We start from the raw sequence: 14867 nt of genomic DNA, 5'->3' as shown, positions 1-14867 counted from the left end.
GAGGCGTTAGATGCCAGCACCAACCTGCTGCTGGATCTGCGTGATCGCAACGGTATCAGCGAGGGTTGTGGTGTCACCGACGGTCTTGCCCTCTGCGACCTGCTTGAGCAGGCGACGCATGATCTTGCCTGAGCGAGTCTTCGGCAGCTCGCTGACGATGAAGACGCGGCGGGGGCGTGCGATCGCGCCGATCTGTGCGGCAACGTGCTTGCGGAGCTCGAGCTCCGCCTCTTCGATTGAGAGATCGTGTTGCTGCGACTTGAGAATGACAAACGCCACTACTGCCTGGCCGGTGGTCTCATCGTCTGCGCCGACAACCGCTGCTTCAGCAACCGAGTGGTGGCCAACGAGTGCCGACTCAATCTCGGTCGTCGAGAGACGGTGCCCGGAAACGTTCATGACGTCGTCCACTCGGCCCATGAGCCAGATGTCACCATCCTCGTCGACGCGGGCGCCGTCACCGGCGAAGTACTGGTCGCCGAACTGATCCCAGTAGGTTTCCTTGAAACGCTCGTCGTCGCCCCAGATGGTGCGCACCATCGACGGCCACGGGCGGCGGATCGTGAGCAGGCCACCCTGACCACGGTCAACGCGCTTGCCCTGCTCGTCAACGATGTTCACGTCGATACCGGGCTGCGGAACCTGTGCCGAACCGGGCTTGAGCGAGGTCAGGCCCGGGAGCGGCGAAATCATGATTGCACCGGTCTCGGTCTGCCACCAGGTGTCGACGATGGGCGCCTTGCCGCCGCCGATGATCTCGTGGTACCAGCGCCATGCCTCGGGGTTGATCGGCTCACCGACCGAACCGAGTACGCGCAGCGTCGAGAGGTCGTACTGTTCGGGGACCTGGCGGCCAACCTTCATGCACGAGCGGATCGCGGTGGGTGCGGTGTAGAGAATCGTGACGCCGTACTTCTGCACGACGCTCCACCAGCGGCCCCAGTCGGGGGTGTCGGGTGTGCCCTCGTAGATGACCTGGGTAGCGCCGTTTGCGAGGGGACCGTAGACCACGTAGCTGTGGCCGGTGATCCACCCAACGTCGGCGGTGCACCAGTAGACGTCGGTCTCTGGCTTGAGATCGAAGATGTTCTTGTGGGTCGTCGTGACCTGGGTGAGGTAGCCGCCCGAAGTGTGCAGGATGCCCTTGGGACGGCCCGTCGTACCCGAGGTGTAGAGGATGAAGAGCGGGTTCTCTGCGGGGAAGCCCTGGGGCTCGTGCTCTTCCGAGTAGTTGGTGATCTCGTCGTGCCACCAGAGATCGCGACCCTCGACCATGTCGATGTCGTTCTCGGTGCGCTTGACGACGAGCACGCGCTCAACGGTGTTGACGTCGGTCTCAATCGCGAGGGCTGCATCAACGGTCGGCTTGAGCGCCGAGACCTTACCCTTGCGGTAGCCACCGTCAGCGGTGATGATGAGCTCTGCACGAGCGTCATCGATGCGCGAACGCAGGCTGTCGGCGCTGAAGCCGCCGAAGACGACCGAGTGAGCCGCGCCGAGGCGTGCGCACGCGAGCATCGCGATAACGGTTTCGGGAATCATCGGCATGTAGATCGCGACGCGGTCACCCTGCACGACGCCGAGCGCGGTGAGCATGTTTGCTGCGCGCTTGACCTCTGCGGTGAGCTCCGCGTACGTGATGGTGCGGGTGTCGCCTGGCTCACCCTCGAAATGGATCGCAACGCGATCGCCGAGGCCCGCTGCCACGTGGCGGTCGAGGCAGTTCTCTGCGACGTTGAGCTCGCCGTCCTGGAACCACTTCGCGAAGGGCGGGTTCGACCAGTCGAGAATCTCGGTGAAGGGCTTACGCCAGACGAGGTTGTCTGCCTGCTGCGCCCAGTACGCCTCGGGGTCCTGTGCCGCCGTGACGTAGATGCTGGGATCCTGCTGGTTTGCCTGTGCCGCGAACTCGCTGCTCGGGGGGTAGGTCTCGATGGTTTCTGCCAGGGGCAGGCTTTCGATGGTGCCGTAGTCGCTACTCATGAGTCGCCCTTCGTCGTTGAATTTCAGGTAGAACATCGCGTCGTTGCGTTGACTTACCCGTTGAGGCTGACCTCAGGCTACCGCGATGACGAAGAGTGACTACCTCCGAAAGTTGTTGTTCTGTGGAGACTATATGTATCTGTTCTGAACTCTTAAACGGGACAAAATCCCCGGGAGTGTTCGCAAGTGATCGCACAATACGGGGTGCCAGACACTTATTCACATGCTGCGACCGACCGGATTTCGCGGTGTGCGCCCTACTGTTTAAATGCCGAAATGACTCTCTCATCTGGATCTGCGGCTGATGAAGCGCCTGGCATCGTGCAGGCCGCAGCGCCTCGGCGGTCTGCCTCGCTCACGGTCGATGTGCGGCGTGCGCTCGGTGGTGTGCTCGAGCTTGTCGACGAGCCTGGCGTGCGTGACATTTTGTTGCAGGTGAGCGCAGGGGAGGGGCGCCTGTGGGCGGATCGCGCCGGCACCCTTGCACCCATCTCGCACTGGCGCGTCCCGCCCGAAGCGGTGCGCCAGCTCGCATGTACGCTCATCGCAGCCGGCGGCCGCCACCTCGACGAACTTCACCCCTGCGCTGACGTCCGCCTCGGCGACGGCATTCGCGTGCACGCCGTGCTCGATCCCGTCGCCGTCGAAGGCGCTGCCGTCTCGATCAGGCTCCCTGCCGCACAAGTCTTGTCATTCGCGGAGCTGCTGCGTGCGGGCCTCTGTACATCGACACACGGGGCGCAGATCAGACAGCTCATCATTGACCGAAAGAACTTCCTGGTCACGGGTGGAACCGGCAGCGGAAAAACAACGTTGCTCACAGCCCTACTCGAACTGGTTCCCGGGACCGAACGGATCCTCACCATCGAAGACGTCGCCGAGCTGCGCCCGCGCCACCCGCACCGCATCGCGCTCGAAGCACGCCAAGCCAACAGTGAAGGTGCAGGCGAGGTCGCACTCGACCGGCTCCTGCGAGAAGCGCTCCGCATGCGACCAGACCGCATCGTGCTCGGTGAATGCCGCGGCGCAGAACTCGCAACGCTGCTCACCGCGCTGAATACCGGCCATGACGGCGGCGCAGGCACCCTCCACGCCAACGGCATCGCAGAGGTCGGAGCTCGCCTCGAATCGCTCGGCCTGATGGCGGGGCTCAGCGCAGAGCTCCTCGCCAGTCAAGTTGCGTCGGCCGTGCACTGCGTCATACACGTGGAACGACGAAACGGGGTGCACCGCATCGCTGGTCTCGGACGGCCGCGCGTCGGGGAGAGCGGGCGGTTGTGCGTCGACGAAATCCCCTGGTGAGAGGCACAGCTCAGCCCGCTGCGAGTAGCACGGAGGAGTATGAGGAACTCACCTGGCTGCTGCGCCGATCTGCCTCCCTCTTGCGCGGCGGGATTCCGGTCGGCAGCGTACTTGGGCTCGTGCTCAGCAGTGAGCGGGAGGCCGTGGCGGCAAGCCCGCGATTGACAGCGATTGGCGCGCGGATCGCGACGGCCCCAGACGTGCCCCGCGCGCTCGCCGCAGCAGGTTCACCAGCTTGGCGGATCGCTGCCGCAGCCTGGCATATCGGGGAGCAAAGCGGGGCGCCGATGGCAACCGTACTCGATCGTTTGGCGGTCGCAACGCAGGCCTTGATTGACGTTGCGCACAGGCGTGCCGTGCTGGTTGCCGGCCCCTCGGCAACCGTGCGCCTCGTGGCCTGGCTGCCGCCCGCCGCAATAGGGATGGGGCTGTTGCTTGGCTTGAACCCGTTGCCGGTGTTTGTCACTCCGTTCGGCGTCACGCTCGTGGTGATCGGGGCGCTCCTGGAATGGTGCGGGGTGCGCTGGGCAAAGCGCATGATGGCGAGCGTGGCGCGTGCGGATCGGATCGTGGCGGTCGAATGCGAACTCCTCTGGATAGCGCTTGCCGGCGGCGCTCCGCCCGACCGTGCGCGGCGGTGGGTTGCGACTGCGGTCGACGAGGTGGGTGCTGAGTGGGTGCCGTTTGCTGAATTGATGGACGTGTCAGCTGCTGGCCGTGTGCTCGCAATGGCGCGGCAGACCGGCGTGCCAGCTGGTGCTCTGCTGCTGGAAGCTGCGTCGCTTGCTCGTGCACACGCGACGACGCAGCTTGAGCGAGATGCCGAGCAGCTCGGGGTGCGTGTGCTCATCCCGCTCGCGGCCTGTATTTTGCCCGCGTTTGTGGCGCTTGGGGTGGCGCCGGTAGTGGTCTCTCTGCTGAGCGGAGTGGGGCAGTTTGGCTGAAGAAAACACGGCAGAACGCGTCTCGCACTTGAACATCAGATGAATGTAAGGCTATGGTGAATTGTTGTCGCCAGGGGCCGAGTTTGGGATCGGCCCCAGCGCGCGACGGACCGGTGTGACCCCCGCGCCGGCATCACCAGATTTGAAACTGAGGAGCGTTCGTGAATCGCCGAATGACCCGATCCGCGTCTGTTGTAGCGCTTGCGCTTACGGCCGCACTGACCATGGCAGGCTGCTCGTCGGCTGACACCGACTCGAAGACCGAAGACGCTGCGGCGTCGACCGTCACCATCACCGACAACCACGGTGAGATCGAAGTTCCCGTCAACCCCGAGCGCGTTGTTGTGCTCGACAACCACGCCTTCGAGACGCTGACTGAGTGGGATGTTCCCCTCGTCGCAGCCCCGAAGGACGTCATGGGTACCGTCTGGCCGAACTACACCGACGATGAGTCGGTTGCAAACGTCGGCAATCACCGCGAGCCTGACCTTGAAGCGATCATCGCTGCGTCTCCCGATCTCATTATCGGTGGCTACCGCTTCGGCGATTACTACGACGACCTCGTGAAGCAGAACCCTGACGCAAAGGTCATCGAACTCGCGCCCCGCGACGGCGAAGACGTCTTCTCTGAGCTGAAGCGTGAGAGCACGATTCTCGGCCAGATCTTCGATCACGAAGCAGAGGCAACTGCGCTCAACGACGACCTCGACGCAGCAATCGCTGGCGCGAAGGAAGCGTACGACGGCAAGAGCACCGTCATGGCAGTGAACACCTCGGCAGGCAAGATCGGCTACCTCGCTCCCGGCGTTGGTCGTTCGCTCGGCCCGATCTTCGGTGCGCTTGATCTCAAGCCCGCACTTGAGGTCGAAGGCGCATCGGACGACCACAAGGGCGACGACATCTCGGTCGAGGCAATCGCTGCCTCAAACCCTGACTGGATCGTTGCACTCGATCGTGACGCAGCATTCGCTGCCGATGAGCGCGAGGAAGGCTCGCTGCCCGCAACCGAGCTCATCACCAACTCTGAGGCACTGAAGAATGTCACCGCTGTGACCGAGGGCAACGTTGTTGTGCTTGATTCGAACTTCTACCTCACCGAAGACATTCAGGCGTACACCGACCTCTTCAACCAGTTGAAGGCAGCGTTCGCAGGCTAATGTCGCAGCAAGACCACGTGACCCCGTCAGAGGGGTCACGGCCGGGGGTGTCCACTCATTCGAGCGGACACCCCATCCGGCGTTATACAGCCACTAAGTCCATTGCCGAAGTACACGCTTCGGCCAACTCTGACGAAGCCGACGCGGGGGTCGCGCCGGCTCGACGTCTTTCCTGGCAGTTCGCGCTTGCCCTGCTTGCGACTGCGGGCTTGCTCGTCGCCTCACTGCTCGTCGGCGTCTACGATTTGCAGGCCGATTTCGGCAGTGAAATGTTCTGGATTACCCGCGTCCCGCGCACCCTCGCGCTACTGCTTGCGGGAGCCGCGATGGCGACAAGCGGTCTCGTGATGCAGATGCTCACGCAGAACCGATTCGTTGACGCCACCACATCCGGCACCACGGAGTGGGCGGCGCTCGGCCTGCTCCTCACTGCGCTTCTCACCCCTAACGTCGGCCTCGTTGGTCGCATGGTGGTCGCGAGCATTTTTGCGTTTATCGGCGCAATGGTGTTCATGCTTATTCTCCGGCGGATCGCGATCCGCCAAACGCTCGTCGTGCCCCTCATCGGCATCATGCTCGGTGCGGTCGTCAGCGCGCTCACTACCTTTATTGCGGCGAAATACAACCTGCTGCAGATGGTGAGTACGTGGTTCCTCGGCAGCTTCACGCAGGTCGTGCGCGGCCGCTATGAAGTGCTGTGGATTGTCGCGGCAGTCACCTTCCTGGTCTTCCTCCTCGCCGACCGCATTACGGTTGCTGGCCTTGGCAAGGACGTCGCGACGAGTATCGGTGTTCGCTACGAAGCGATCCTCATCGCCGGCACCGCGCTCGTGGCGATTGCGGCTGGTGTCACGACGGTTGTCGTGGGCTTCCTGCCATTCCTCGGCCTGGTGGTGCCGAACATCGTGTCGATGATCCGCGGTGACAACGTGCGCAGCAACCTGCCGTGGGTGTGCCTCGGCGGTATCGCGCTCGTGACCGCGTGTGACCTCATCGGCCGCACGATCATCATGCCGTTCGAGGTCCCAGCGTCACTCGTGCTCGGCGTCGTCGGTGCCGTGGTGTTCATCACGATGCTGCTGAGGAGAAACAATGGCTAGTATCGTTCAGCTCTCGAGCACGGGTGAGAGTCCGGACGTTGCGGATCCGCCCACCCGATGGATCGCCCGCAACTGGCCGATTCTGCTCGTATTCGGCATCGCCCTTGCGCTGGCGATTGCGATCGTAACCTACGGAAACCCGGCGCCGCCAGGCAGCTCGGGGTTCTGGTCTATCGTGCGGTCACGCGGCGAAACCATTTGGACCATCGCGCTGGTGGCGGTGGCACAGTCCGTGGCGACCGTGCTCTTCCACACAGCGACATCGAACCGAATTCTGACACCGTCAATCCTCGGCTTCGACGCCCTGTACGTGCTCATGCAGACCGCGCTGGTGTATCTGTACGGCACCTCGGCGACGAGTATGGAGGGGATTCCGAAGATCATCGTGCAGAGCACGCTCATGGTGCTGTTTGCCACCGTGCTCTACGGCTGGCTGTTCTCCAGGCGCCGCGCAAACCTGCACCTGTTGCTGCTCGTCGGCATCGTGCTCGGGGTTGGTTTTGGGTCGATCTCATCGTTCCTGCAACGCATGCTCACGCCAAGCGAGTTCGACGTGCTGAGCGCTCGACTGTTCGGCTCTATTAGTAAGGGCAACATCGAGTACCTGCCGATTGCATCGCTCATCGTGGGTGCAGTGCTCGTCTTTGTGTGGGTGCGCCGCCGCACCTATGACGTGCTTGCGCTCGGCCGCGACGTGTCAACGAGCCTTGGTGTTCGGTACAAGCGTGAGATTGTGACCGTGCTCGTGTTGGTCGCGGTGCTGGTCTCGGTCTCGGCGACAATGGTTGGCCCGATGACGTTCTATGGCTTCCTCGTGGCGACGCTCGCGTACCAGTTCGCACGCGGTCAAACCCACGCCGAGATTCTGCCGCTCGCCATTGGCATTGGCTTGGTCACGCTGCTGGGGGCAACCTTCGTGCTCAAGCACATCTTCTCCGCTGCGGGCCTCGTGACCGTGATTATTGAGTTCTTGGGCGGTCTGCTCTTCCTCATCATTCTGCTTAGAAAGGGACTGCGTTGATCGAACTCAACGAGATCAATAAGGACTACGAAGGAAGGCACGTTCTCGGACCGATCAACCTCACCATCGAGCAAGGTGGCGTGACTGCGCTCATCGGCCCGAACGGTGCGGGCAAGTCAACGATGTTGACGATCATCGGCCGCCTCCTCGAAGCGGACAGCGGGCGGGTGACCGTCGGTGGACTCGACGTGCACACCGCGAAGCCGCGTGAACTGGCGAAGGTGGTGTCGATTCTTAAGCAGGAAAACCACTTCATGGCCCGTTTGACGGTGCGTCAGCTGGTGACGTTTGGGCGCTTCCCGCACTCCGGCGGTCGTCAGACCGAGACTGACCGGCGCGCGATTCACGCGGCCATCGCGTTCCTTGACCTTGCTGGCATGGAAGATCGCTTCATTGATGAGCTGTCTGGCGGTCAGCGTCAGCGCGCATTCGTCGCGATGGTGCTCGCGCAAGACACCGACTACGTGCTGCTTGATGAGCCGCTCACAGGCCTCGACATGCGGCACGCGGTCAGCATGATGGGACAGGTGCGCGCCGCAGCTGATGCGTTGGGCAAGACCGTGGTGCTGGTGATTCACGACGTGAACTTTGCGGCGGCCTATGCTGACCGCATTGTTGCGCTCGCAAACGGGCAGGTTGTTGCCTCAGGCACCCCGGACGAGATCATCTCGCCCGAGGTGCTTGAGCGCGTGTTCGAGACTCCGGTGCAGGTCGTGCGGCACAACGACCACCCGGTGGCGGTGTACTACCGCCCCTGAGTGTCTCCGACCGTGGGGGTCGCGGCCTCGGCGGGTGCCGAATCGCTGACCACCACGGTCGTGGTGAGCGTATCGTCGCTCTCGACAGTGTCGATGTCGAGGCCCGGCGCAGGCCGGGAGAATCCGCGCGTGAGGAACGCGAGGTAGATCACGCCTGCGGTGAGCCAAATGCTGCCGATGATGAGGGCGAGCGTGCTCAGGTGGAAGAGCAGGTACAGGTCGACCGCGACACCGAGCGCCGGGATCAGGAGGTACCCGAAGAAGTGGGTGCGCAGCGGCATGCTCGAACGGTTCTTCCACCACAGCACGAAGACACAAATGTTTGCGATGGTGAACGCGAGGAAGGCGCCGAAGTTAATGAGTGATGTGGCGTCCCCCATGCTCAGGAACTGGCCTGCGAGGCCAATGGTTGCGATGAACAGGAGATTGAAGGTCGGGGTTCTGAACTTCTCGCTCAGGTGGCCAAAGGCCTTCTTCGGGAATACGCCGTCGCGTCCCATCACGAACAGCAGTCGGCTGCCGCTTGCCTGTACAGCAACGCACGATGCCAGCCCGCCGATGAGCACGGTCGAGTTCACCAGGCCGGCAAAGACGGGGCCGCCGATGACGTTGAGAATCTCAAACCCAGCGGTATCTGCGTTTGCGAATTCCAGGCTCGGGTGAGCCCACTGCATGACAAATGCAGAAGCGACAAAGATGATTCCGCCACTGATGACCACAGCGACGATGCCGCGCGGGACGGTTGTGCGCGGATTCTTCACCTCTTCGCTCAGGGTGCTGACGGCATCGAATCCCAAGAACGAGTAAGCGGCGACTGCTGCGCCGGCGGCCACGAGCGAAAACGTCGTTGACTCTGGCCAGATGGCGACCGTCGGCGAGACGCCGCTCCCGCCCGCGAACGCGATGCCGAAACCGATGAGACAGAGAATGCCGATCATGACGAAGATGAGGAGGAAGCGGTTGAATCGATCCGCCACTTTCATCCCCAGGATGTTCATGGCCGTACAGAACGCGATCACGATGAGGCCCCAGGCCCAGGGCGGCAGGAAGGGGAACTGGGCTGAGAAGAAGAGTCCAATGATGAGCCACGCCACCATCGGGAGGAAGAGGTAATCGAGGAGGATGATCCAGCCGGCGAGGAAGCCGAGCTTGCTGCCGATGGTGCGGCGGGCATAGGTGTAGACCGATCCTGAGGCGGGAAATCTACGCGCGAGCTTTCCGTAGCTCACCGCGGTGAGGAGCATCGCAAGCGTGGCAAAGACGTAGGCCATGGGTGTCGCGCCCTGCGAAATGGTGGCGATCACACCAAACGTGGCGATCACCACCGCGGGCGCCATGTAGGAGAGCCCGAAGACGATGAGGCCGGCGAGGTTGAGCTGAGGAATGAGTTTCTTGACGGGTTCAGACACGTTCGATCGCTCCTTTGAGATCTGGGGTGCAGGACGTACACGCGTCGCGTCCTTGCGACTTCCGTACAAAGTACGGATTGTGTGTCAGGACTAGTACATGCGGAATACGGCCATCCGTCAAGCCTTATTTGTGGAAGTGCAGGCTGAGAAACTCACAGAAAGTTTGCCAAAGCAAGAGTAACCTTACTAACATCTGATGATGTTCGGAAACGTTGTTTTTGCTTATGAAAGGCACTCCCTATGCGCACCTCTCGTCTTCTCGCGGTCGGCGCCGCGCTCGCGCTGACCCTCGGCATGAGCGCTTGCTCGTCCGGTTCCTCCGGCGATGCGAGCGCTCAGACCGACGCTGGTGCGTCTGCAGCGGGCGATATGTTCCCCGTGACGATTGAGCACGTCTACGGCGAGACCGTGGTGAAAGAAAAGCCCACTCGTGTGGCAACCGTTGCGTGGGCAAACCACGAGGTCCCGCTCGCGCTCGGCATTGTGCCGGTCGGCATGACCAAGGTCACCTGGGGCGATGATGACAATGATGGCGTGCTGCCCTGGGTTGAGGACAAGCTCGAAGAGCTCGGTGCAGAAACCCCGGTGCTCTTCGATGAGACCGACGGCATCGATTTCGAGGCAGTCGCAGATACCCAGCCCGATGTGATTCTCGCTGCATACTCCGGTCTCACGAAGGAGGAGTACACCACGCTCTCAAAGATTGCGCCGGTGGTGGCCTACCCAGAGGTCGCGTGGGGTACCTCAGTAGATGACATGATCCGCCTCGACTCGCAAGCACTCGGTCTCTCTCATGAGGGCGACGCTCTCATCGATGACCTGCACGCGCAGGCAGATACCGCCCTCGCCGCCAACAGCGCTCTCGAAGGCAAGAAGGTGCTGTTCGCGTACATTGACCCGAACGACTTCAGCCAGATCGGCTACTACACCGCGAGCGATACTCGCCCCGGCTACCTCCACGACATTGGGCTGCCATACCCGAAGGTCGTTGCAGACAGTGTCGGAAGCGAAGACTTCTACCTCACCGTGAGCGCAGAGGACGCGGAGAAGTTTGATGATGTCGACCTCTTCGTCACCTACGGCGATGCTGCATTTGTGAAGCAGTTGCAGGCTGATCCGCTGCTGTCGAAGATCCCCGCGATTGCTGCAGGTAACATCGCAATCTTGCCGGACGCAACTCCCATCGCGGCCTCGGCAAACCCCTCGCCGCTGTCAATCTCGTGGGGCCTGCAGGACTACCTCAAGCTGCTTGCTGAACCGCTGACCGCACAGTGATTGCGATCTCCCCAGCCGCGGTGCCGGCCGTTGCACACCTGCAGCGGCCGGCACTGCGGCGCTCTCTGTGGCTCCTTGCCGGCTGCCTCATCCTCGCCGTCGTTGCGGTCTTGTCGGTCTCGTTTGGGGTTCGCTCCGTCACAGCGAATGACATCTTTGCCGCGCTCGCCGGGCACGATGCAACACTTGAGCAGGCCGCGATCATCAAGCGAATTCCGCGCACTGTGCTGGCGGTGTTCGTCGGTGCCGCGCTTGCGATGTCAGGCGCGACCATGCAGGCGGTCACCCGGAACCCGATTGCGGATCCCGGCATTCTGGGAGTGACGACCGGTGCGTCGCTTGCTGTGGTCATTGGAATTGCGTTCTTTGGGCTCGCGCACTCGCTGAGCTTCATTCTCGTGGCGGTCGTTGGCGCTGGCATCACCGCGGTCTTTGTGTACACGGTGGGCTCGCTCGGCGCAGGTGGGGCGACCCCGCTCAAGCTCGCGCTCGCAGGCGCCGCGGTGACCGCGGCGCTCACCTCGCTCATCAGCGCCATCATGTTGCCCCGTGTTGAGCTGCTCCGTGCATTTCAGTCCTGGCAGATCGGCGGTGTCGGGAGCGCAGAGTGGCCCAAGATCGCAATGCTCGTGCCGACGCTCGCGGTGGGCGCTTCCATCTGCCTGTTCTGTGCCCGCGGAATGAACTCGCTCGCACTGGGCGACGACATGGCTGCCGGACTCGGCGAGAACGTGCAGCGCACTCGGGTGCTCTCAGCGCTCGGCGCAGTGATTCTTGCGGGTGCTGCGACCGCAATTGCCGGCCCGATTGGTTTCGTTGGACTGGTCATCCCGCACGTGTGCCGTATGCTCGTCGGCCCAGACCATCGGTGGTTGCTCCCGTTCTCTGCGCTGCTCGGCGCCATTCTTTTGACCAGTTCTGATGTGCTTGGCCGCGTGATTGCTCCGGCCTCCGAAGAGATTCAGGTGGGCATCATCACCGCCGTCATTGGCGCTCCGTTCTTCATTTGGATTGTTCGTCGACAGAAGGTGCGTGAACTGTGACCGCAGTCCTCATCGCCGGCCGCCATCCCAGGCTTCGCCGGCACGCCATTACGAGCCTCGTGCTCGGTGCATTGCTGCTCGTGCTGTTCGCCATTGCGCTGATGATCGGTAACACGTTCTACGGGCCAGGCGAGGTCTTCCGCGTACTCACTGGTGAGATGGTGCCAGGGGCATCGTTCGCGGTAGGGGAATTGCGACTGCCCCGCGCGGTCCTTGCACTGCTCGCGGGGGCATCGTTCGGCATCGCCGGCGTGTGCTTCCAGACGCTCCTGCGAAACCCGCTCGCGTCCCCCGACATCATCGGCATTTCTGGCGGTGCGAGTGCGGCCGCGGTCACCGGTATCGTTGCGCTCGGTGTGAGCGGCCCGTCGGTGTCCTTCCTCGCGCTCGCTGGCGCGCTCCTGACTGCCGCGGCCATTTTCCTGTTGTCCCGCAGGGGCGGGTTCGCCGGGACGCGGCTGATCCTCATCGGTATTGGTCTTGCGGCGATGCTGCAGAGCGTGACGTCGTACCTGCTTTCACGGGCGGCCCAATGGGACATTCAGACCGCAATGCAGTGGCTCACCGGCAGCTTGAACAATGCCTCGTGGGACCGCGTGCTTCCGCTCGCGTGCGCGGCAGTCATCATCATGCCGCTGCTCTTGAGCCAGGGCGCCTCTCTCTCCATACTGCGGATGGGCGACGACTCAGCGATGGGCCTCGGCGTTCGCGTCTCGCGGGTGCGGTTGCTCGTCATCTTCGGTGCGGTTGCGCTTCTCGCGTTTGCGACCGCTGCCACCGGGCCGATCGCGTTTGTTGCGTTCATGGCGGGGCCCATCGCTGCGCGCATCACCGGTCCAGGCGCGAACCTCATGCTGCCATCGGCCCTCGTGGGCGCGGTGTTGGTGCTCGTCGGCGACCTCATTGGCCAGTTCATGCTCGGCGCGCGCTATCCGGTTGGCGTCGTGACGGGTGTGCTCGGCGCTCCCTACCTCATCTACTTACTGATCCGCACGAATCGCACAGGAGCCTCCATATGACGACGGCGCATACTCTCGCCGCAGACGGCCTGACCCTTGCTTACGGCGATCGGACCGTGATCGACGAGCTCGACCTGACGCTTGCACCGGGCAAGATCACCGTCATTGTTGGCGCAAATGGCTGTGGCAAGTCCACGCTGCTGCGCTCGCTCGCTCGGTTGCTCCCACCGCACGCAGGGTCGGTCATGCTTGACGGAACGTCGATCCATGCCCGACCGACGCGTGAGGTTGCCCAGGTGCTTGGTCTGTTGCCGCAGTCACCCATTGCGCCAGAGGGCATTCCTGTGGCGGATCTCGTTGGTCGCGGCCGTCACCCGCATCAGCGCGCGTTTGCACGCTGGACGGCGCGCGATTACGAGGTGGTGGCTGAGGCGCTGGCGGCGACCGGCACGTCAGATCTCGCGGATCGCAGCGTCGACGAGCTGTCTGGCGGCCAACGGCAGCGCGTGTGGATTGCGATGGCTCTCGCACAAGAAACCGACATTCTGCTGCTTGATGAGCCAACCACCTTCCTTGACGTTGCACACCAGGTGGAGGTCCTTGACCTGCTCACCGACCTCCGGATCGCTCGCGGCACCACGATTGTCATGGTGCTGCACGACCTCAACCTTGCTGCCCGCTACGCCGATGAACTTGTCGCGGTAAAGGATGGCCGGGTCTACGCCGCGGGTGCGCCGCGCGACATACTTACCGCGGACCTCGTGGAAGAGGTTTTCGGGCTTCCCAATCACATCACCATCGACCCGGTTTCTGGGGCACCAATGGTCATCCCGAAAGGACGACACCATGTCTGTTAAGTCTGCTGCTCGCACGAAGCCCGCGTTTGTGCTGCGCACCGCTGCTGTACGCGCGATTGAGCGCGTCTCGCCGAGTTTTGCGCGTGTGACCTTCGCTGGTCCTGGCCTTGAAGAGTTCGGCAACCTTGGTGATGTCTTTGACACCCGCATCAAGATCGTGTTCCCGCCCGAATCAGGGGTGCTGCCGAACATTGATGAGGATTCTGACGACTGGTGGGCCGCGTACCTTGCGGTGCCTGAAGATGAGCGCGGATCGATGCGCACCTACTCAATCCGTGAGCTGCGGGTCGATGGGGCCGATACTGAGGTCGTCGTTGACTTTGTGTTGCATCTGGAGCCTGGCCTCACCGGTCCGGCCTCGCTGTGGGCGAGCACAGCGAACGTGGGCGATGAGGTCTTCCTGGTCGGGCCGCGTCGCGGCAGCACCGAGCGCGCCGGCATTGAGTACGCGCCGGGGGAGGCAACGACCGTGTTGCTCGCCGGCGATGAAACCGCGGCTCCCGCGATCGCCCGAGTCCTCGAGGATGCGCCGCGCGACCTGCGTGGCATCGCGTTCATCGAGGTACCCGAGGGGGCAGATGAATTGCCGATTGCTGCGCCGAGCGGGGTCGAGGTGCGTTGGCTGGTGCGAGGATCACAGGCCCACGGCACGCTCCTGCTCCCTGCCGTACTCGGTCACCTTGGCGATGAGCAGCGCGACCAGATCGTGGTGGAAGACCTCGCAGACGAGCAGCTCGTGTGGGAGACCCCCGTGTACTCGGGCCTCGGCGAAGACATCGAACCGGTGACGGCGGTTGTACAGCGTTACCACTGGATCGCGGGGGAGAGCGGTGTCGTGACGACGCTGCGCCGTCACCTGGTGCGTGACCTCGGCATCGATCGCACGCAGGTCGCATTCATGGGCTACTGGCGCCGAGGCGTTGCAATGCGCGGCTAGCCTCACTGCAGGAATCAGCGGCGGTGATGGTGGCACCCGTTACTCGGTGTTCATCGAACCTTTCATTAGAAGTATCCGGTTCTCGTAATTCCCGGTCATCTTCAGCGGTTTGAATACTGGTG

13 protein-coding genes are annotated in these 14867 nt (G+C 62.9%); 11 read left to right on the top strand and 2 right to left on the bottom strand.

The genetic code is table 11. The annotated features are described in order from the left end of the window. Nucleotides 1-6: 6 nt before the first annotated feature. Nucleotides 7-1983 carry an acetate--CoA ligase gene (gene acs / locus ICM05_RS02780; protein WP_188023059.1) on the bottom strand — a complete coding sequence of 659 codons (1977 nt, stop codon included), beginning with the start codon at nt 1981-1983 and terminating at the stop codon, nt 7-9. Between the two features lie 276 nt (nt 1984-2259). Between acs and ICM05_RS02775 the strand changes: the two genes are divergently transcribed. The 6 genes from ICM05_RS02775 (at nt 2260) to ICM05_RS02750 (ending at nt 8265) form a co-directional block, all read left to right on the top strand. After that, entirely contained in the window at nt 2260-3285 is a 1026-nt protein-coding gene (locus ICM05_RS02775) for a CpaF family protein (protein WP_188023058.1), read from the top strand. Next, entirely contained in the window at nt 3282-4229 is a 948-nt protein-coding gene (locus tag ICM05_RS02770) for a type II secretion system F family protein (RefSeq protein WP_188023057.1), read from the top strand. The genes ICM05_RS02775 and ICM05_RS02770 overlap by 4 nt, the downstream gene beginning before the upstream one ends. A 161-nt stretch (nt 4230-4390) precedes the next feature. Then, nucleotides 4391-5386, top strand: coding sequence for an ABC transporter substrate-binding protein (locus ICM05_RS02765; RefSeq protein ID WP_353055800.1), 996 nt, complete (start codon nt 4391-4393; stop codon nt 5384-5386). Between the two features lie 47 nt (nt 5387-5433). Then, a complete protein-coding gene (locus tag ICM05_RS02760) occupies nt 5434-6486 on the top strand; it encodes an iron chelate uptake ABC transporter family permease subunit (protein WP_370566762.1) in 1053 nt (350 codons plus the stop codon). After that, nucleotides 6479-7507: an iron chelate uptake ABC transporter family permease subunit gene (locus ICM05_RS02755; RefSeq protein ID WP_188023055.1), complete on the top strand. Its 1029-nt coding sequence runs from the start codon at nt 6479-6481 to the stop codon at nt 7505-7507. Before ICM05_RS02760 ends, ICM05_RS02755 begins: the two co-directional genes overlap by 8 nt. Next, entirely contained in the window at nt 7504-8265 is a 762-nt protein-coding gene (locus ICM05_RS02750) for an ABC transporter ATP-binding protein (RefSeq protein ID WP_188023054.1), read from the top strand. Before ICM05_RS02755 ends, ICM05_RS02750 begins: the two co-directional genes overlap by 4 nt. Here the strand turns inward: ICM05_RS02750 and ICM05_RS02745 are convergent. Further along, on the bottom strand, nt 8253-9674 hold the full coding sequence (locus tag ICM05_RS02745; protein ID WP_188023053.1) for an APC family permease: 1422 nt from the start codon (nt 9672-9674) through the stop codon (nt 8253-8255). The genes ICM05_RS02750 and ICM05_RS02745 overlap by 13 nt on opposite strands. A gap of 240 nt (nt 9675-9914) precedes the next feature. Between ICM05_RS02745 and ICM05_RS02740 the strand changes: the two genes are divergently transcribed. The 5 genes from ICM05_RS02740 to ICM05_RS02720 are packed head-to-tail and all read left to right on the top strand — an operon-like array spanning nt 9915 to nt 14745. Continuing rightward, entirely contained in the window at nt 9915-10949 is a 1035-nt protein-coding gene (locus ICM05_RS02740) for an iron-siderophore ABC transporter substrate-binding protein (protein WP_188023052.1), read from the top strand. Further along, entirely contained in the window at nt 10946-11992 is a 1047-nt protein-coding gene (locus ICM05_RS02735; protein ID WP_370566761.1) for a FecCD family ABC transporter permease, read from the top strand. The genes ICM05_RS02740 and ICM05_RS02735 overlap by 4 nt, the downstream gene beginning before the upstream one ends. Continuing rightward, nucleotides 11989-13011 carry an iron chelate uptake ABC transporter family permease subunit gene (locus ICM05_RS02730; RefSeq protein WP_188023051.1) on the top strand — a complete coding sequence of 341 codons (1023 nt, stop codon included), beginning with the start codon at nt 11989-11991 and terminating at the stop codon, nt 13009-13011. The genes ICM05_RS02735 and ICM05_RS02730 overlap by 4 nt, the downstream gene beginning before the upstream one ends. Then, nucleotides 13008-13808 (top strand): ABC transporter ATP-binding protein, encoded by an 801-nt coding sequence (locus ICM05_RS02725; RefSeq protein ID WP_188023050.1) that lies wholly within the window; start codon nt 13008-13010, stop codon nt 13806-13808. The genes ICM05_RS02730 and ICM05_RS02725 overlap by 4 nt, the downstream gene beginning before the upstream one ends. Next, nucleotides 13798-14745, top strand: a complete 948-nt coding sequence (locus ICM05_RS02720; RefSeq protein WP_188023049.1) for a siderophore-interacting protein — start codon at nt 13798-13800, stop codon at nt 14743-14745. Before ICM05_RS02725 ends, ICM05_RS02720 begins: the two co-directional genes overlap by 11 nt. Nucleotides 14746-14867 lie beyond the last annotated feature (122 nt).

Source organism: Leucobacter sp. cx-42 (assembly GCF_014529985.1).
Lineage (GTDB): Bacteria > Actinomycetota > Actinomycetes > Actinomycetales > Microbacteriaceae > Leucobacter.
The sequence above is the reverse complement of the archived record's forward strand: the minus strand, read 5'-3'. Positions and strand labels throughout refer to the sequence as shown.